This is a genomic window from Elioraea rosea (genome assembly GCF_007644105.1).
GTDB lineage: Bacteria > Pseudomonadota > Alphaproteobacteria > Acetobacterales > Acetobacteraceae > Elioraea_A > Elioraea_A rosea.
The window spans coordinates 75,783-92,419 of sequence record NZ_VFAC01000003.1 but is presented as its reverse complement, the minus strand read 5'-3'; the positions used below and the strand labels follow the sequence as shown (position 1 = coordinate 92,419).

Sequence of the window (16,637 nt, the reverse complement as noted above, 5' to 3'; positions counted from 1 at the left end):
ACCAACCACTCGGAGACGTCCCCGTGCCCGACACCACCGTGCCCCCGAAGCCGCGCGGGCGGCTGTTCTTCGCCAATCCTGGCCCGACCAACATTCCGGACAGCGTGCTCCGCGCGATCGATCGCCCCTCGGTCGACTTCATGGACGAGGCGTTCATCGCGCTGTTCGAGAACTGCGTCACGCGGCTCAAGAAGGTGCTGAACAGCTCGGGCCACGTGTTCATGTACGCCGCCTCCGGCCACGGCGCGTGGGAGGCGAGCCTGGTCAACCTGTTCTCTCCCGGCGACAGGCTGCTGATGCTCGAGAGCGGCTACTTCTCCGAGAGCTGGACCGAGATGGCGCGGAAGTTCGGCCTCGTGGTCGAGACCGTGCCGGCGGACTGGCGCCGCGGCGCGCAGGCCGACGCGGTGAAGGCCGCGCTCGCGGCCGATACGGGCCACGCGATCAAGGCCGTCTGCACCGTGCATAACGAGACCTCGACGGGCGTGACGTTGCCGGTGAAGGAGATCCGCGCCGCGCTCGACCAAACGCGCCATCCTGCGCTGCTTCTCTCCGACACGATCTCCTCCCTCGCCTCGCTTCCCTACGACATGGACGCCTGGGGCATCGACCTCACCGTCGGCGGCAGCCAGAAGGGGCTCATGCTGCCCACAGGCATGAGCTTCACCGTCGTCAGCGAGAAGGCGATGGCGGCGCACAAGGTGGCGAGGCTGCCGCGCCACTATCTCGACTGGTCGGTGATGCTCGGGCGGCGGCACAAGAGCTTCGTCGGCACCGTGCCGACGCAGATGTTCAACGGGCTTTCCGAATCCCTCCGCCTGCTCGAGGAGGAGGGCATGGAGGCCGTGTTCGCCCGCCACCGGCGGCTGGCCACTGCCGTGCGCGCCGCCGTCCGCGTCTGGTCCGCCAATGACGGGCCGCAGCTCTTCTGCACCGACCCCTCCCGCTATTCCGACAGCGTGACGGCCATCCTGATGCCCGAGGGCAAGGACGCGGAGGCAGTGCGCCGCGCCGCGCTCGGCCGCTACAACGTCTCGCTCGGCGGCGGCCTGGGCAAGCTCGGCGGCCGCGTGTTCCGCATCGGCCATCTGGGCGACCTGAACGAGCCGATGATCCTCGGCACGCTCGCGGCGGTGGAGATGAGCCTGCGCGATGCCGGCATCCCGCACGGCAAGGGCGGCGTGGCGGCAGCGATGGAGAGCCTCGCCTCCTGAGGCGGCTCAGCCCCCCTCGTCGAAGGCGCGGCCCCAGCCCCTGATCGCGCGCGGGTCACCGCCTGCGGCGACGATCGCTGCCCAGAGCGCGGTGGCGACCGTGTCGAGCACGGGCAGGCCGAGCTCGCGCTCGAGCAGGGGCGCGACCTTGCCGCCGCGCAGGTTCGTCGACACGATGGCGATGCAATCCACACCCTCTGCCGCGACCTCGCGCGCAAGCTCGGCCACGCGCTCGTCCGGCCATTCGGCGAAGGAGTAGTTTCCCGGGTCGTTCAGGTGCCGCTCGGCAACGATTGGCCAGCCCTCGCCGCGCAGCACCTCGAGCGTCGCCTCCTGCACGTCGTGCAGGAAAGGCGTGACCAGCCCGATGCGCCGCGCGCCGATGCGCCTGAGCAGCGCCTCGAGCCCGAGCATCGCCGTCGCGCCGGGAATGCCCGTCGCCTCCGCAAGCGTGGTGACGAGTGCGCGGTCTCCCCCAAGCCCGGTGTAGCAGGAGGAGGTGGCGTTCAGGCAGATCGCGTGCGGCTTCGCGTCGGCCAGGAGCGAGGCGGCGGCGAGAAGCGGCTCGGCGGTGAACTGCGCGAGCGCGGCGTCGGACCGGTCGAGCCGGGTGACGCGGAAGCGCGCGACATGGAGCGTGATGTGCGGCGTGCCGGCGAGCATCGCCTGGGTGTAGGGCTCTGCCACCGTGTTCGAGGACGGCACGAGCATGCCGATGCGGAGCGGGTCCATCGCCGGAGCGTTGCTGCAACGGGCCCGCCGCGCAAGCCCCCGCACTTCCTCCCCGGGGGCGCCCCGCGCAAAGTCGCCCCGTAGCGGCTGCGAGGCGCCACGGCTAGGCTGGCGCGCATCGGCTAGGGAGGGAGAAAGCATGTCCGACCATGACCTCGTGGTGCGCGGGGGAACGATCGTCACGGCATCGGATACGATGCGCGCCGACATCGGCGTTCGCGGGGGCCGCATCGTCGCCATCGCCGAGAGCCTCCCGGCCTCGGGCCGAAGCATCGAGGCCGAAGGGCTTCTGGTGATGCCTGGCGGCGTCGACACCCACTGCCACATCGAGCAGCTCGAGGCCAACGGCACGGTGCACGAGGACAGCTTCGCCACCGCCTCGGCCTCCGCCTTCGCCGGCGGCACGACCAGCGCGATCTGCTTCGCAAGCCAGTTCAAGGGACACCCGATCGGCCCGACGCTCGACGAATATCGCCGGCGCGCCCGCTCGGCGATGCTCGACTACTCCTTCCACCAGATCGTGACCGACCCGACGGACGCCGTGCTGAAGGAACTTCCCGGCATCGTCGCGTCCGGCATCCGCAGCTTCAAGATCTTCATGACCTACGACCCGCTTCACGTGGACGACCGCGAGGTGCTGCGCGTGCTCGCGGCCGCCAAGCGCCTCGGCGCGTTCGTCACCGTGCATTGCGAGAACTACGCGGCGATCGGGTTCATGACGGAGGCGCTGATCGCTGCCGGCCACACGGCGCCGAAGTATCACGCATGGTCGCGCCCCGCTGTGGTCGAGCGCGAGGCGACCTACCGCGCCATCGCGCTCGCCGAGCTCATCGACACGCCGATCCAGGTGTTCCACGTCTCCTCCGCCGAGGTGGCGGAGGAGATCGCCCGCGCCAAGGCACGCGGCCTCAAGGTATGGGGCGAGACCTGCCCGCAATACCTGGCGTTGACCGACGGGCACATGGACTGGCCCGGCTTCGAGGGCGCGAAGTTCATGTGCAGCCCCGCGCCCCGCGAGGCTGCGGAGCATGAGCGGATGTGGGGCATGATCCGTCGCGGCGTGCTCGACGTGATCAGCTCCGATCATTGCGGCTTCAGCTACGAGGGATCGAAGGGCAAGGGCCAGAACGGGCGCGACGTGCCGTTCCGCGACATCCCGAACGGCATCCCCGGCCTTGCCGCGCGCCTGCCGATCGTGTTCAGCGAAGGCGTCTCGAAGGGGCGGATCACGCCGAACGAGTTCGTCGCGCTCACCGCAACGAACCCTGCGAACCTCTTCGGCCTCTCCGGCAAGGGCCGCATCGCCATCGGCGCAGACGCGGATCTCGTGGTGTGGGATCCGAAGAAGCAGGTGACGCTGACGAACGCGCTGATGCAGCACGCGATCGACTACACGCCCTACGAAGGCATCGAGGTGACCGGCTGGCCGGTCGCGACGATCCGGCGCGGCGAGGTGGTGATGCAGGGCGGGACGGTGCAGGCCGAGCCCGGTTCCGGCCGGTTCCTCGCCCGCGGCCCCTATCCGCTCACCGCGCCGCGCGGCGTGGTGGCGAACGGGTTCGACCCGGCCGGCTGAATGGTGTCGCGCCATCGCGGGGGCCGCTTTTTCGCAACCCTTCGCGGCGCGGGCACGTTAGGCTCCGGCCATGGATGTCACATCGATCCTCGTGCTGGCCGGGTTCCTGGTCGCGTGCTTCGTCGTCGCGACCACGGCGGCGGTGTTCCGGCCGGATGCCTGGTACAGGGCGCTGCGCAAGCCGTCATGGAACCCGCCCGACTGGCTGTTCCCGCCTGCCTGGACCGTCCTCTACATCATGATCGCCGTGTCGGGCTGGCTGGTTTGGCGCGAGCGTGGCTTCAGCGGCGCGGCCCTGCCGTTCGTGGCCTATGTCGCGCAGCTTCTGCTCAACGGGCTCTGGTCACCGATCTTCTTCGGCGTGAAGCGGCTCGATCTCGCCTTTTACGAGCTCACCCTTCTCTGGGCATCGATCGTCGTCTGCATCATCCTGTTCGCGCCGATCAGCTCCACCGCCGCGCTGCTGCTGCTGCCCTACCTCGCCTGGGTGAGCTTCGCCGGCATGCTCAACTACACGATCTGGAAGCTGAACCCCGAGGCCGCTCCGGCGTGACGCTGGCCTGCCTCAGGCCCTGCGGGTGAGCCTGGCGAACACTGGCACGTAGCGGGCGCAGGAGGCTTCCCAGCTTCTCTCGCGCTCGACATAGGACCGGCCGGCTGCCGCGATCGCAGGCCAGGCCTCGCGCGCACCGAGCACCTCGACGACTGTGGCGGCAAGCGCGTCACGGTTGCCCGCGGGAAACAGGAAGCCCGTTTCACGGTCCGTCACGATCTCGCGGTGCCCTCCGACATCCGATGCGACGACGATGCGCCCGCTTGCCATCGCCTCGATCGGCTTCAGCGGGGTGACCAGGTCGGTCAGACGCATCTTCAGCCGCGGATAGACGAAGACGTCGACAAGGTCGTAGTAGCGGCCGACTTCGGAGAAGGGAACGCGGCCGGGCATGACGACATGGCCGGCAAGGTCGAGTTCGCCGATTCGGGCCTTCAGCGCCTCGGCTTCGTTGCCGCCGCCGACGAGAAGGAGCCGCACATCGGGCACGGCCGCGACGATCGCAGGCAGCGCCTCGACGAGAAGCGACAGCCCCTCGTAGCTGTAGAACGAGCCGATGAAGCCGAGCACCGCCTTGCCCTCGAGCCCGAACTCGGCGCGCAACGGGTTGAGGGGCAGCCGCTCCGTCGAGAAGCCCGACACGTCCACGGCGTTGGGGATGATCGTCACCTTCTCCGCGGGAATGCCGCGTGCGACGATGTCGTCGCGCGTGCCCTGGCACAGCGTGGTCACCGCATCGGCGCGGCGCAGCACATGCGTCTCCAGCCCGCGCGTGAGACGGTAGCGAAGATCGCCCTCCTTCAGCCGCCCGAGATCGGCCGCGGCATCCTCCCAGAAGGCGCGCACCTCGTAGACCACTGGGATGCCGACGCTCCTGCCGGCACGCGTGGCCGGCAGACCGTTCAGCGCAGGCGAGTGCGCGTGGATGATGTCGGGCCGTTCCGCCCGCGCAAGATCGAGGATCCGCGCCTCCGTGGCGCGCATCTCGGCGATGTAGTCGAGCACAGGCAGGCGCGAGAGCAGGCCCGACGGCGCGGGCGTTCGGTGGAACACGAGGCCCGCCGCCTCCTCCGCGCCGGTTCCCTTCTGCTGGCGCGGCGAGACGAGATGGACCGTCTCCCAGCCGAGCCTGCGCTGTTCGCGGATGATGCCGAGCGAGCGGGAGACATAACCCGACTGCAGGGGAGGGCCATGGTCGAGGACGTGCAGGACCTTCATCGGACGATCCGAGGGCTCACCAGGCGCCGCGCGTGTCGACGACGATCTTGTCCTTCACCACGTCATGGTCGACGGTGAGGAACGAGGCATGATCGACCAGGAGGACGAGGATGTTCGCCTTCTCGGTCGCCTGGTCGAAATCGGCGAGCGCGAGGCCAAGCTCGGCGAGGTCCTTCGGCAGAGCGTTGATGTGCGGCTCGACGACCAGGATCTCGCCGACCTTCTGGCGCGCAAGCTCGGCGACGATGTCGAGCGCGGGGCTCTCGCGGAGATCATCGACGTTGGCCTTGTAGGAGAGGCCGAGGCAGGCGATCACCGGCTCCTTCAGTTTCGCCGCGTGCGCGCGGACCTTCTCGACAACGAAATGAGGCTTCGCGTCGTTCACCTCGCGCGCGGTGCGGATCAGCCGGCTGTTCTCCCGGTCCGCTGCCACGATGAACCAGGGATCGACCGCGATGCAGTGCCCGCCAACGCCGGGACCTGGGTTGAGGATATTGACCCGCGGGTGCTGGTTGGCGAGCCGGATCAGCTCCCACACGTTGATGCGCAGCTTGTCGCAGATCAGGCTGAGCTCGTTGGCGAAGGCGATGTTGACGTCGCGGAACGCGTTCTCGGTGAGCTTCGCCATCTCCGCGGTGCGCGCATTCGTCAGGTGGATCTGGCCCTTGACGAAGATGCGGTAGAGCGCGGTGGCAGCCTGGGCGCATTTGCGGGTGAGCCCGCCGATGATGCGGTCGTTCTGCACAACCTCGCGCAGGATCTGTCCCGGCAGAACGCGCTCCGGGCAGTGGGCGATGCGGATGTCGGAGAGCTCACCCGCCTGGTGCGGGAAGGTGAGGTCCGCCCGGTGCGCGGCGAGCCACCGCGAAAGCTGCTCGGACGTGCCGATCGGCGAGGTCGATTCGAGGATGACGAGGTTGCCCTTCTCGAGCACCGGCGCGATCGCCTTCGCCGCCGCCTCGATATAGGAGAGGTCCGGTTCATGATCGCCCCGGAAGGGCGTGGGCACGGCGAGGATGAAGGCATCGGCCGGCTCGGGCGTCATCGTCGCGCGAAGCTTGCCTGCCTGCACCACCTTGCGGAGCAGGACGTCGAGCTCCGGCTCGACGATGTGCGGCTCCCCGCGATTGATGCTGTCGACCGCGCTCGGGTTGACGTCCACGCCGATGACATCGACGCCGTTGTCGGCGAAGACGGCCGAGGTGGGAAGGCCGATATAGCCCATGCCGATGACGCTGATGCGGCTGAAACGATTCACGTGCCCCGTCCCTCCAGGATCATGCGCGCAACGATACGCTCGGCGGCCTTGCCGTCGCCGAACGGATTGGCCGCCTTCGCCATCGCCTCGTAGGCGGCACGGTCATCGAGAAGCTCGGTCGCGGCGGCGACGAGCCCTGCCTCGTCGGTGCCGACGAGCCGCGCCGTGCCTGCAGCGATCGCCTCCGGCCGTTCGGTCGTGTCGCGGGTGACGAGAACGGGTTTGCCGAGGCCCGGCGCCTCCTCCTGGATGCCGCCCGAATCCGTCACGATCAGATCGGCCTGCCGCATCAGGTGAACGAAGGGGAGGTAGTCGAGCGGCGCGATCAGGTGCACGGCGGGGCTGTCGGCAAGCACGGCGCGGGCGGTTCGCTGCACCTCGGGGTTCAGGTGAACCGGGTAGACGATCTCGACATCGCCGCGACGGGAGAGCGTGGCGAGCGCGCGGCACACGCGCTCCAGCCCGCCCTCGAAGTTCTCGCGCCGGTGGCCGGTGACGAGAACGAGGCGCTTCGAGCGGTCGCGCCAGCCAAACAGCGCATCGAGCTCTCCGCGAAGCGCGTCATCCGTATCGAGCCGCGCGCACACCGCGTGCAGCGCATCGATCACCGTGTTGCCTGTGACAAGCACCCGCGAGGCCGGCACCCCCTCGCGCGCGAGATTGGCCGCCGCCGCCTCGGTGGGGGGGAAGTGCAGCGTCGCGATCTGGCCGGTGAGCCTGCGGTTCATCTCCTCGGGCCACGGCGAGTAGATGTTGCCCGTGCGCAGGCCGGCCTCGACATGGGCGACCTTCACGCGGCGATAGAAGGCGGTGAGCGAGGCGGCGAAGGCCGTGGTGGTGTCGCCCTGCACGATCACCCAGTCAGGCTTCTCGGCCTCGATCACCGCGCCGAGGCCCTCGAGCACCGCCATCGTCACATGCGTCAGGTCCTGTCCGGGCTTCATGATCGCCAGGTCATGGTCCGGCGTGAGGCGGAACACCGCGAGCACCTGGTCGAGCATCTGGCGGTGCTGGCCGGTGACGCACAGAACGTGCTGGACCGATGCCTCACGCTGGAAGGCGAGCACGACCGGGGCGAGCTTGATCGCCTCGGGCCGGGTTCCAAACACCGTCAAAACACGCAAAGACACCTCCGCGAGCCGCAAGGCACGTTCGGACCACCCTAGGGGAAGAGTGTTTCTGAGCCGGTAAGGGCAGTGTAGCGCGTTGATTAATGATGGAAGACGGCGCCTCTGCCTACCATCGCGTGCAGATCACAGCAGGGCCAGGTCGTCGCGGTGGATCATCTCCTCCCGGCCGTCGAAGCCGAGGATCGCGGCGATGTCGCGGCTGTGGCGGCCGGCGATGCGGCGGGCATCCTCGGCGGCGTAGTTGGCCAGCCCCCGGGCGAGCGCCGTTCCCTCTGCCACGACCTCCACGCAGTCGCCCCGCTCGAACGTGCCTTCCACGGCGCGGACGCCGGCGGGAAGGAGCGACCGCCCGGCCCGAAGCGCCTTCGCGGCCCCGGCATCGACGACGAGCCGGCCCGACGGGTTCAGCGCACCGGCGATCCAGCTCTTCCAGGCACTCCTCGGCGCAGCGGTGGCGGCGAACACCGTCCTCCGCGCCTCGCCCGCCATGGTCGCGGCAAGCGCATGCGCCGCGCCGCCATGGGCGATCACCATGCGGCAGCCCGCGCCGGTGGCGATCTTGGCGGCGGCGAGCTTCGTCACCATCCCGCCCGAGCTCATGCCGGGGATGGCATCGCCCGCCATCGCCTCGATCTCGGGCGTCAGCGCGGCGACCTCTGGGATGTGTGCGGCGGCCGGGTCGCGCCGCGGGTCGGCGGTGTAGAGCCCGTCGATATCCGAGAGCAGCACAAGAAGGTCGGCCGCGACCATCTCGGCCACGCGGGCCGCAAGCCGGTCATTGTCGCCGAAGCGGATCTCGGAGGTAGCGACCGTATCGTTCTCGTTGATCACCGGCACGGCACCCAGCCCAAGGAGCGTCTCGAGCGTCGCGCGGGCGTTGAGGTAGCGGCGGCGCTCCTCGCTGTCGTCGAGGGTGAGGAGGAGCTGCGCGGCCGGCAGGGCGTGCGGGCCGAGGGCCTCCTCCCAGGCCCGGGCGAGCGCGATCTGCCCGGCGGCGGCGGCGGCCTGCTTCTCCTCGAGCCGCATGCGCGCCTTGGGCGGCAGGGCAGGAAGCCGCACCCGCCCGAGCGCGATGGCGCCGGAGGAGACGACGATCACCTCCACCCCGGCCTTGCGCAGGGCGGCGATGTCATCGGCAAGCGCGGCGAGCCAGGCGGTGCGCGGCTGCCCGGCCGCCTCATCGACCAGCAGGGCCGATCCGACCTTCACCACCAGGCGGCGGGCGGAGAGTCGCGTCACGCCGCGTCCCTGCCCCGCGCTGCAGCGATGGCGAGCCAGAGTGCGCGGAGCACCTCCTGCTTGCCCTCCCCCGTCGCCCCCGAGAGCACGAGCACGGGCTTGCCGCAGGCACGCGACAGCGCCGCGCGGCGGGCCGAGAGCGCGCGCGGCTCGATCGCGTCGGCCTTGTTCAGCGCCACGATCTCGGGCTTCTCGGCGAGCCCGCCCCCATAGGCCTCGAGCTCGGCGCGGACGGTGCGATACGCCTCCGTCACGGCGGACTGCGTGCCGTCCACCAGGTGAAGCAGCACCGCGCAGCGCTCGACATGCCCGAGGAACCGGTCGCCCAGGCCCACGCCCTCATGCGCGCCCTCGATCAGCCCGGGAATGTCGGCGAGAACGAACTCCGAGGTCTCGCCGAGGCGAACGACGCCGAGCTGCGGGTTCAGCGTGGTGAAGGGATAGTCGGCGATCTTCGGCTTGGCGGCCGAGGTTGCGGCGAGGAAGGTCGACTTCCCGGCATTGGGCAGGCCGATCAGCCCGGCATCGGCGATCAGCTTGAGCCGCAGCCACACCCAGCGTTCCTCGCCCGGCGTGCCCGCGTCGGCCCTGCGGGGGGCACGGTTGGTCGAGCTCTTGTAGTGGGCGTTGCCGAACCCGCCGCGCCCGCCATGGCAAAGGACGATCCGCTGGCCCTCATGCGTGAGGTCGGCCAGCACGGTTTCCTTGTCCTCGGCGAGGACCTCGGTGCCGACGGGGACCTTGAGGATCAGGTCATCGCCGCCCGCGCCTGTCATGTCCTTGCCCGCGCCATCGCCGCCTCGGCCGGCCTTGAAGTGCTGGGCGTAGCGGTAGTCGATCAGCGTGTTGAGGTTGGCCACAGCCTCGACGATGACATCGCCGCCCTTGCCGCCATTGCCGCCCCAAGGCCCGCCGAACTCGATGAAGCGCTCGCGCCGGAAGGCCACGCAGCCATTGCCGCCATCGCCAGCCTTCATCCAGATCTTCGCTTGGTCGAGAAATTTCATGGGTGGTGACCGCCAACGAAAAAGGGGCCGAAACCGGCCCCTTTACGCACGCGTGTCAGGGCCGCGCGAGACTATTCCGCAGCGGCCGGCAGCGGGTCCACGTTCACGTGCACGCGGTCCTCGCCCTTGCGCTCGAACCGCACCTTGCCGTCCACCAGGGCGAACAGCGTGTGGTCACGGCCGACGCCGACGTTCACGCCAGGCTTCATCTTCGTTCCGCGCTGGCGGACGATGATGTTGCCCGCGATCGCCGTCTGCCCGCCGAACAGCTTCACGCCGAGGCGCTTGCCCGCGCTGTCGCGCCCGTTGCGGGACGAACCGCCTGCCTTCTTGTGTGCCATCGGTTCCTCCTCAGCCCTGGATGTCGCCGATCCGCAGCACCGTCAGGTGGCTGCGGAAACCACGGCGGCGACGGGAGTTCTTCCGGCGCCGCTTCTTGAACACGATCACCTTGTCGCCGCGCTTCTGCTCGAGCACGGTCGCGGCCACGGAGGCGCCGGCGATCGTCGGCGCGCCGAGCGTCACCGCCCCGTCACGCGCGAGCATCAGCACGTCGGTGAAGGTCACGGTCTGGCCGGCCTCGGCCTCGAGGCTGTCGACGGTCAGCACGGCGTTCGGAGTGACGCGATACTGCTTCCCGCCAGTGCGGATCACGGCGTACATCGGTGCGGTTCCTGCCAAACGCGGCCCGGACGGGGTGGCCAGCCGGGACGCAAACAAACCCTGCCGCGGGGCCAGGGGCCGGCCGCGGGAAGCGGCGAGATACGCTCCAGCGCCCGGGAAGTCAACGCCGTATGGCGCAGGCCTGGGGCCGGGCTATGGTGCCGGCGCATGGCTCGACGCACCACCCCCCGCCGATGACCGAACCGGCCCGATGACCGATCTGGCCGGGACGATCCGCGTCCGCTCCGCCCGGGCGCTCGCCGCCCACCTCGCCGCCGCCCCTTCGGTGACGTCGGGGCTTTATGCCTGGTGCGCGGCGCTTGGCATCGGCGCGGGGCCGATCCGCGTGCTCGCCCGCTCCGGCGGCGCGGCGCCGCCTGCCCTCGCCGCGATGCTCGGGGAAGAGGCCGCCAGCGCGGCCTTCCGCCGCGTCGTGCTCGGCCGAGGCAACATCGCGCTCGCCGAGGCCGACAACCTCTTCCTCCCCGCCCGCCTGCCCGCCGCCATGCGCGCCCGGCTTGAGCGCACGGACGAGCCGTTCGGCGCCGTCATCGCCCCCATCGCCCCGGTCCGGCGCACGGTCACCTGCGAGACCGACGAGGGGCCGATGGCTGGCGCCGTGCTCGTGCAGACAGCGCTTCTGCACGCGCCGGATGGCACGCTGATCGCGGCCGTGGCCGAGCGTTTTCTTCCCGTCCTGCTGCGGTAGCGCCGGAGCACCAAGCGGAGGCGCCTCGCTGCCGCAGCGGCATGCTCGCCCCGAGCCGATACGCGCACGCGCCGGACGCATCGGAATGCGATATAGGTCCGGAACGATGCAAAACCGACACTACCAGGACGTGTGTCGCCATTCTTTACACGACAGATCAGCGCATGCCCGCCGATGAGCCATCAGCGCCGCATTGCCGCCAATGGCATACCCATTGCTGCGTTTGATGGCGCCCGTCGCCCTGCATTCTGTTCGGTCGACGATGTGCAACCATCGATTGGGAGGGGGAAAAGTGAAGAACCCAATCAAGTTTGCCGCCGCGGTGGCGGTGGCCATGAGCCTTGCGACCGGCGCTTCCGCGGCGATCAGGACCGATATCGTGTTCGTTGTCGACGAGTCGGGGAGCATGGGCACAGAGCAGGTGAACCTGCGCAACAACATCGGCCTGTTTGCCTCCATCCTGTCGGCCGGCGGCGTCGATGCGACCTACGCGCTCGTCGGCTATGGCAACAGCGCCATCGCACCGCGGCTGATCACCGACTTCACCAACCCCAGCGCATTCGCAACAGCCGCGACAGGGCTGCAGACGAGTGGCACTGCCGAAGTCGGCTACAGTGCCATCACCTTCGCGCTGAACGGCATCTTCAACCAGTCGCCCACGCTGAGCTTCCGGCCCAACTCGCTGAAGAACATCGTGATCGTCAGCGACGACGGCTCCAACAACGAAGCCTGCATTTCGGGCCGGGCCTTTCTGTGCATCGGCGGCGCGCCAGATGCGGGCGGCACGGGCGCGACGCAGGCGAGCGTCGACGCGCTGCTGAAGGCGAACAACGCGCTCCTGAACGCGGTGATCAGTGGGTCGGCCGCAAACGGCGACTACGCCGGTCTGGCGACGGGCAATGGTGGGCAGGTCTTCAACCTTACCGGTCTCGGCGGCAGCGATCCGACGGCGACGCAGATCTTCGTCGACGCGTTCGCACGAGCGAAGCTGCAGGAGATCATCGACACCTGCGAGACGAACCCGAACCTGCCCGGGTGCAACCCTGGCGGCGGCGAGACCCCGGTTCCCGAGCCTGGCACGCTCGCCCTGCTCGGCGCCGGCCTCCTCGGCCTCGGCGTCGTGCGCCGGCGCAAGGCAGCCTGACTCGGCACCTGCCGGCCGCGGCAAGCGTCCGGCCGCCACCGCCGAAACGGAAGGGGAGGCTCGCGCCTCCCCTTCCTGCGTTCCGGCCTGGCCGCCCTGCTGTCAGTCGATGCGGGCGCCGGAAGCGCGCACCACCTCCGCCCAGCGCGGCACCTCGACATCGATGCGCTTCTTCAACTGCTCAGGGGGCCCGACCGTCGCGCGCGCGCCCATTTCGACGAACCGTGCCTGGAAGGCCGGGTCGGCCCCGATCTTCAGCATCGCGGCGGTGATCTTCTGCGCGATCGGCGCCGGAAGATCCTTCGGTCCGATCAGGCCGGACCAGGAGGTGACGTCGAAATCGGCGACGCCCTGCTCGATCAGCGTCGGCACGTCGGGAAGGCCAGGCCAGCGCTGCGCCGTCGAGACGCCGATGGGGCGGATCTGCCCGCCCTGGATCTGGCCGATGATGGTCGGCAGGTTGTCGAACATCATGTCGATGCGCCCGGCGATCAGGTCCTGCACGGCCGTCGCGCCCGTGCGGTACGGCACGTGGGTGAGCTCGATGCCGACGCGGCGCGCGAAGTATTCCGTCGAGAGATGCCCCGTCGTGCCGTTGCCTGGCGTGCCGAACGTCTTCTGCCCGGGCCGGGCCTTCGCCGCGGCGATGAAATCGGCGACCGTGCGGATCGGCGTCGAGGGGTTCACAACGAAGACGTTGGTGATCTCGTAGAGATCGGCCAGCAGTGTGAAATCGGTCTCCGGGTTGAAGGGAAGCTGGCGGTAGAGCGAGACATGCGTCGCGAGCGGGCCGATCGTGGAGATGCCAATCGTGTAGCCATCCGGCCGCGCCTTGGCGACCGCATCGACGCCCACGTTGCCCGCGGCGCCCGCCCGGTTTTCCACCACCACCGGCTGGCCGAGCTCGCCACCGAGGCGTTCGGCGATGACGCGCGAGAGCACGTCGGTCGACCCCCCGGGAGGGAAGGGCACGATGAAGCGCACCGGGCGGCTCGGCCAGGCGTCCTGCGCCGAGGCCGCGGCGGCGACCGGCAGCGACGCGGCGGCGGACAGAAGCGTTCGGCGTGAAATCGTCATGCGGTGTCCTCCCCTTCGGCGGGGCATGGTCCCCGCCCTGTGGCTGCAGGATGGCGGCACCCGCCGCCGCCCGCAACCGGCCGGGCTTGCATGCGGGCGCGTGGCTTTTCAAGCCGGATACGACTGCTAGCCTCGGTGCCGCGACACCAGGGGACGGACGGATGGCGACCTACGAGCTCTACGGCCTCGGCAGCGAGCGGATGCCGCCGAGCTATTCCTCCTACCGCTCGTATCGCTTCCCAACGACGGTCTCCGTGCCGGCGCGGTTCGGCGGCGGCGCCGCACCGCTCGCGGTGAAGGACCTGTTCGCCACGACGTTCGATGAGCTCGCGCGCTGCGCGGCGCGCAAGCGCTGCAACGCCCATTTCCGCCTGCTCGGCAAGGGGATGGGGCTTGCCGACATCATCGGCGGCTGGCGATTCTATTTCTTCGCCTTCGGGCCGGAGGGCGAGCAGGGAAGCTGGCCCGAGACGGACAAGGGCGTGACCTACGCGCAGGTCGTCGGCCAATACCCGAAGACGAGCTTCGCCGAGATCGGCGTGCACATCACGGCGCTGAGGAGTGCAGCGTTCCTGACGGCGACGCTGCTGCACGAGCTCGCCCACATCGCCGGCGCGCCTGGCGCGAGCGACGAGGACTACGCGACCCACGCTGCCGGGAAGCTCCCCGCCAAGGAGTTCGACCGGTTGCACCTGGCCGAGGAGGCGGTGCGGGCCTGCGGCATGCGCGAGCATTACAAGAAGGACGTGATCGGCGCGCTCGACGAGCTCAGGACGCTGCGAGGGGGCGACCCCCGGCGGATTGCCTGACGTGGGGGTAAGTCCTGTGGCGGCCGGCGTTGCACGGGCCCGCTGGCTCGTGTAGGACGCGGCCCGACCGGAGGGGTGCCAGAGTGGTCGATTGGGCCGGTCTCGAAAACCGGAGTACCGGCAACGGTACCGTGGGTTCGAATCCCACCCCCTCCGCCACGCAGGCTCAGGGCTGCCGGACTGGAGCCATCGGGCGGTCGTTTGAACCAGCCGGCAAGCGGTGACCTCATCCGCCCCGTCCACTCTCTGGCCACGTGCGAAGGGTCACCAAGACGGCAGATCGCGCCTCAATGCTGAGAGAACTCGTGCTCCATGAATGCCGGGTCGTAAGGCGGCCACCGCAACGTCGCGCCGACGGCGGACAGGTTTGTCCGAGCAAATCCGAGCCTCCCTCGGGCCATGCGGCAAGCGTGCCGTCAAGTCAGGACCGGCATCGCTCCGCCCCTCATGACCGACAGGAGTTCAGGGCGCAGCCCTCGTCCGGAACCATCCGGGTGCAGCTCCAGATGTCCCCACTCCGGCACGCCTGCCCGCCACAGCCCGTCGGGCAGCAGGGTCCGCATCGCCGCATCGTGGAAGTGGATGGCGTGGTCGGTCACGCGAATGGTGCGGTGTGGTTAGATCCGCAGCAGGGCGGCGACGTCGTGCGACGCTTCCTCGCGTGCACCGGCATGCCCAAGCGCGGCGATCGAGAAGATCCGGGAGAGCGGCAGGCCGGGCCCGCGGATCAACGCCGTTCGGGATGCCACCACGGCGTCGGCGAAGCGCCTCGTGAACAGAAGGACGCAAGTTCTGGCCGCGCTGATGAGCGGTGAGTCCATCGGCCTGGCGATCCGCTCGTCCAGCGCGTCGAGATGCCGGCCCGCCAGCTCCGGATCGCCAGATACCAGCGCATGCTGGTCCATATGTTCTCTTGCGCGACCACCGGTCGGCATCGCGAAGGGTCAATCCGGGGCGGATAACGCCAACCAGTTATCCGTCGTTGCGTTTTACGGCCTGCCCTGAAGCTTGCCAACGTCCGAACCCATTCCTGCATTCACCCAAATGTGCAGAGATCATCGGCGGCACTTCGGGAGCGCTTCGGGACAGGGCATTCCAGGAGGTTGTCTGCTTCGTTTCATGCCCACAGCAGCAGCAACGCCCAACTCCGACCATCAAGATATGCTCCAGGGAGGATCGCGCGACGCTGACCTCATCGAAGTCGAGCCCGTGCGCGCTCAATCACGGGCCACAGTCGCTTCCGCGCTCCGGGCCGTCTGTTGCGCTGCCGCGGCTGCGCTCCTCTGCTTTGACGCGGGGTCTATTCCCGCACGCGCGGGACAGCAGGATGCGGCGATCACGCTGCTGGCGCTCGGAAATGGGGGCCACGGCGTGCTCAGCGTGCCAATGCCCGTCGACACGGCAGGGCTGCCGGCGGTGGTGGTTGTGCACGACATGCGCGGGCACAACTTTCGCGCCCTGCTCTATGTCGACAAGCTTCTGGCGCTCGGCATCACCGTGTTGGAGATCGAGCCGTTCCCGCAAGTGACCAACGGCGTCGCGGCCTTGCCGATCGTGGACGACCTCGATGCTGCCATGCTGGTGACAGAAGCGGCCGACGCGCTGGCCTTGGCCGGAGAGGTAGACCCGCGCGCCATCGGCGTGGTGGGCTTCGGCGCCGGCGCGCGTGCTGTTCTGCTGGTCAGCCGGCTGCAACGGCCGTACGCCATTGGCAGCGCGCGCCCTGCTCTATCCTGGGTGTGAGACACTGCGCCGGCCGTCCTTCGCGCGCCTCCTGCCAGATGCGCAGGGTGTGGCGCCGAGCAGGGAGGGTGGCGCGCCATCCCTGCCCGCTGCGGCGCCGGGTGGACACATGCTCCTGCGGCCACGATCCTGCCAAAACGCACGCAAGCTGCGCAGCGCTGGCGAGGACCCTCGCTGCCGCGGCCGAGGTACGGCACGTCGTGATGCCAGAGGATGTGGGCGGCGGCCGGCCGGTCGACGAGGAGGTGACGGGCGGGGCGGCGTTTGCGGTCGATACGGTCATTGCCTTCCTCGCCGACACGTTGCGCTCGGCGCCCATGAGTGCCGCCGCGCGGTGAGTATGTCGATCCATCCCGACGGGCCTGTGGGCGCACCGCGATAAATGGCCGCGTAACGGGACCGACGCCACCGGGTTGTTCGCTGCATTGCCGGTCCAGGATGGAGGCGCTCCGGACCATCGCCACGTCCGTGGGCGGTTCCGCGCGGATCGTGACGCCTTCGCCATCGCGACTGTTGTGTTCGCCGGCGGCGAACGTGCCGTCTCGAGCGCGCCGGGAACTGCCCC

18 protein-coding genes and 1 tRNA gene are annotated in these 16,637 nt (G+C 69.4%); 9 read left to right on the top strand and 10 right to left on the bottom strand.

Features of this window, described 5'->3' with window-relative positions:
• Positions 1 to 23: 23 nt before the first annotated feature.
• A complete protein-coding gene (locus FIF60_RS03580; protein ID WP_162616869.1) occupies positions 24 to 1,214 on the top strand; it encodes a pyridoxal-phosphate-dependent aminotransferase family protein in 1,191 nt (396 codons plus the stop codon).
• Positions 1,215 to 1,220: 6 nt separating this feature from the next.
• Here FIF60_RS03580 and FIF60_RS03575 read toward each other — a convergent pair whose 3' ends face one another.
• Positions 1,221 to 1,946 (bottom strand): maleate cis-trans isomerase family protein, encoded by a 726-nt coding sequence (locus FIF60_RS03575; RefSeq protein WP_144183921.1) that lies wholly within the window; start codon positions 1,944 to 1,946, stop codon positions 1,221 to 1,223.
• Positions 1,947 to 2,085: 139 nt separating this feature from the next.
• On the opposite strand from FIF60_RS03575, the gene hydA reads away from it, so the two are divergent.
• Complete coding sequence (gene hydA / locus FIF60_RS03570) at positions 2,086 to 3,522, top strand: dihydropyrimidinase (RefSeq protein ID WP_144183919.1); 1,437 nt, start codon at positions 2,086 to 2,088, stop codon at positions 3,520 to 3,522.
• Between the two features lie 70 nt (positions 3,523 to 3,592).
• Positions 3,593 to 4,075 (top strand): TspO/MBR family protein, encoded by a 483-nt coding sequence (locus tag FIF60_RS03565; RefSeq protein WP_144183917.1) that lies wholly within the window; start codon positions 3,593 to 3,595, stop codon positions 4,073 to 4,075.
• 12 nt (positions 4,076 to 4,087) lie between these two features.
• Here FIF60_RS03565 and FIF60_RS03560 read toward each other — a convergent pair whose 3' ends face one another.
• The 7 genes from FIF60_RS03560 to rplU form a co-directional block, all read right to left on the bottom strand.
• A complete protein-coding gene (locus FIF60_RS03560; protein WP_144183915.1) occupies positions 4,088 to 5,293 on the bottom strand; it encodes a TIGR04063 family PEP-CTERM/XrtA system glycosyltransferase in 1,206 nt (401 codons plus the stop codon).
• A gap of 16 nt (positions 5,294 to 5,309) precedes the next feature.
• A complete protein-coding gene (gene wecC, locus FIF60_RS03555; protein ID WP_275426708.1) occupies positions 5,310 to 6,551 on the bottom strand; it encodes a UDP-N-acetyl-D-mannosamine dehydrogenase in 1,242 nt (413 codons plus the stop codon).
• Positions 6,548 to 7,681 (bottom strand): non-hydrolyzing UDP-N-acetylglucosamine 2-epimerase, encoded by a 1,134-nt coding sequence (gene wecB, locus FIF60_RS03550; RefSeq protein ID WP_275426707.1) that lies wholly within the window; start codon positions 7,679 to 7,681, stop codon positions 6,548 to 6,550. The genes wecC and wecB overlap by 4 nt, the downstream gene beginning before the upstream one ends.
• A 123-nt stretch (positions 7,682 to 7,804) precedes the next feature.
• Complete coding sequence (gene proB, locus FIF60_RS03545) at positions 7,805 to 8,920, bottom strand: glutamate 5-kinase (RefSeq protein WP_144183911.1); 1,116 nt, start codon at positions 8,918 to 8,920, stop codon at positions 7,805 to 7,807.
• A complete protein-coding gene (gene obgE, locus FIF60_RS03540; RefSeq protein ID WP_144183909.1) occupies positions 8,917 to 9,927 on the bottom strand; it encodes a GTPase ObgE in 1,011 nt (336 codons plus the stop codon). The genes proB and obgE overlap by 4 nt, the downstream gene beginning before the upstream one ends.
• Positions 9,928 to 9,998: 71 nt before the next feature.
• Positions 9,999 to 10,268 carry a 50S ribosomal protein L27 gene (rpmA, locus tag FIF60_RS03535; RefSeq protein WP_144183907.1) on the bottom strand — a complete coding sequence of 90 codons (270 nt, stop codon included), beginning with the start codon at positions 10,266 to 10,268 and terminating at the stop codon, positions 9,999 to 10,001.
• A 10-nt stretch (positions 10,269 to 10,278) separates the two neighbouring features.
• A complete protein-coding gene (gene rplU, locus FIF60_RS03530; RefSeq protein ID WP_144183905.1) occupies positions 10,279 to 10,590 on the bottom strand; it encodes a 50S ribosomal protein L21 in 312 nt (103 codons plus the stop codon).
• A 211-nt stretch (positions 10,591 to 10,801) separates the two neighbouring features.
• On the opposite strand from rplU, the gene FIF60_RS03525 reads away from it, so the two are divergent.
• Together FIF60_RS03525 and FIF60_RS21890 are read left to right on the top strand one after the other, a co-directional pair.
• The gene (locus tag FIF60_RS03525) at positions 10,802 to 11,299 is read left to right on the top strand and encodes a hypothetical protein (RefSeq protein WP_144183903.1); all 498 of its coding nucleotides are present in this window, start codon (positions 10,802 to 10,804) and stop codon (positions 11,297 to 11,299) included.
• 292 nt (positions 11,300 to 11,591) lie between these two features.
• On the top strand, positions 11,592 to 12,443 hold the full coding sequence (locus FIF60_RS21890; protein WP_204251094.1) for a VWA domain-containing protein: 852 nt from the start codon (positions 11,592 to 11,594) through the stop codon (positions 12,441 to 12,443).
• A 102-nt stretch (positions 12,444 to 12,545) separates the two neighbouring features.
• Here FIF60_RS21890 and FIF60_RS03515 read toward each other — a convergent pair whose 3' ends face one another.
• The gene (locus tag FIF60_RS03515; RefSeq protein WP_158639051.1) at positions 12,546 to 13,520 is read right to left on the bottom strand and encodes a Bug family tripartite tricarboxylate transporter substrate binding protein; all 975 of its coding nucleotides are present in this window, start codon (positions 13,518 to 13,520) and stop codon (positions 12,546 to 12,548) included.
• Positions 13,521 to 13,681: 161 nt separating this feature from the next.
• Here FIF60_RS03515 and FIF60_RS03510 point away from each other — a divergent pair, with 161 nt between their 5' ends.
• Together FIF60_RS03510 and FIF60_RS03505 are read left to right on the top strand one after the other, a co-directional pair.
• On the top strand, positions 13,682 to 14,329 hold the full coding sequence (locus FIF60_RS03510; RefSeq protein WP_144183899.1) for a hypothetical protein: 648 nt from the start codon (positions 13,682 to 13,684) through the stop codon (positions 14,327 to 14,329).
• Positions 14,330 to 14,398: 69 nt separating this feature from the next.
• Positions 14,399 to 14,488: transfer RNA gene (locus FIF60_RS03505), tRNA-Ser, on the top strand.
• Positions 14,489 to 14,946: 458 nt separating this feature from the next.
• Here FIF60_RS03505 and FIF60_RS03500 read toward each other — a convergent pair.
• A complete protein-coding gene (locus tag FIF60_RS03500) occupies positions 14,947 to 15,234 on the bottom strand; it encodes a hypothetical protein (RefSeq protein WP_144183897.1) in 288 nt (95 codons plus the stop codon).
• A 256-nt stretch (positions 15,235 to 15,490) separates the two neighbouring features.
• Between FIF60_RS03500 and FIF60_RS21480 the strand changes: the two genes are divergently transcribed.
• Both FIF60_RS21480 and FIF60_RS22240 read left to right on the top strand, forming a co-directional pair.
• Positions 15,491 to 16,072 (top strand): dienelactone hydrolase family protein, encoded by a 582-nt coding sequence (locus FIF60_RS21480; RefSeq protein ID WP_158639050.1) that lies wholly within the window; start codon positions 15,491 to 15,493, stop codon positions 16,070 to 16,072.
• A 203-nt stretch (positions 16,073 to 16,275) separates the two neighbouring features.
• The gene (locus FIF60_RS22240; RefSeq protein ID WP_275426706.1) at positions 16,276 to 16,410 is read left to right on the top strand and encodes a hypothetical protein; all 135 of its coding nucleotides are present in this window, start codon (positions 16,276 to 16,278) and stop codon (positions 16,408 to 16,410) included.
• Positions 16,411 to 16,637 lie beyond the last annotated feature (227 nt).

Coding starts and splice junctions, on each gene's coding strand:
- FIF60_RS03575 (WP_144183921.1), bottom strand. CDS start 1,946: ATGGACCCGCTCCGCATCGGCATGCTCGTGCCGTCCTCGAACACGGTG.
- hydA (WP_144183919.1), top strand. CDS start 2,086: ATGTCCGACCATGACCTCGTGGTGCGCGGGGGAACGATCGTCACGGCA.
- FIF60_RS03565 (WP_144183917.1), top strand. CDS start 3,593: ATGGATGTCACATCGATCCTCGTGCTGGCCGGGTTCCTGGTCGCGTGC.
- FIF60_RS03560 (WP_144183915.1), bottom strand. CDS start 5,293: ATGAAGGTCCTGCACGTCCTCGACCATGGCCCTCCCCTGCAGTCGGGT.
- obgE (WP_144183909.1), bottom strand. CDS start 9,927: ATGAAATTTCTCGACCAAGCGAAGATCTGGATGAAGGCTGGCGATGGC.
- rpmA (WP_144183907.1), bottom strand. CDS start 10,268: ATGGCACACAAGAAGGCAGGCGGTTCGTCCCGCAACGGGCGCGACAGC.
- rplU (WP_144183905.1), bottom strand. CDS start 10,590: ATGTACGCCGTGATCCGCACTGGCGGGAAGCAGTATCGCGTCACTCCG.
- FIF60_RS03525 (WP_144183903.1), top strand. CDS start 10,802: ATGACCGATCTGGCCGGGACGATCCGCGTCCGCTCCGCCCGGGCGCTC.
- FIF60_RS03515 (WP_158639051.1), bottom strand. CDS start 13,520: ATGACGATTTCACGCCGAACGCTTCTGTCCGCCGCCGCGTCGCTGCCG.
- FIF60_RS03510 (WP_144183899.1), top strand. CDS start 13,682: ATGGCGACCTACGAGCTCTACGGCCTCGGCAGCGAGCGGATGCCGCCG.
- FIF60_RS03500 (WP_144183897.1), bottom strand. CDS start 15,234: ATGGACCAGCATGCGCTGGTATCTGGCGATCCGGAGCTGGCGGGCCGG.
- FIF60_RS21480 (WP_158639050.1), top strand. CDS start 15,491: ATGCTCCAGGGAGGATCGCGCGACGCTGACCTCATCGAAGTCGAGCCC.
- FIF60_RS22240 (WP_275426706.1), top strand. CDS start 16,276: ATGCCAGAGGATGTGGGCGGCGGCCGGCCGGTCGACGAGGAGGTGACG.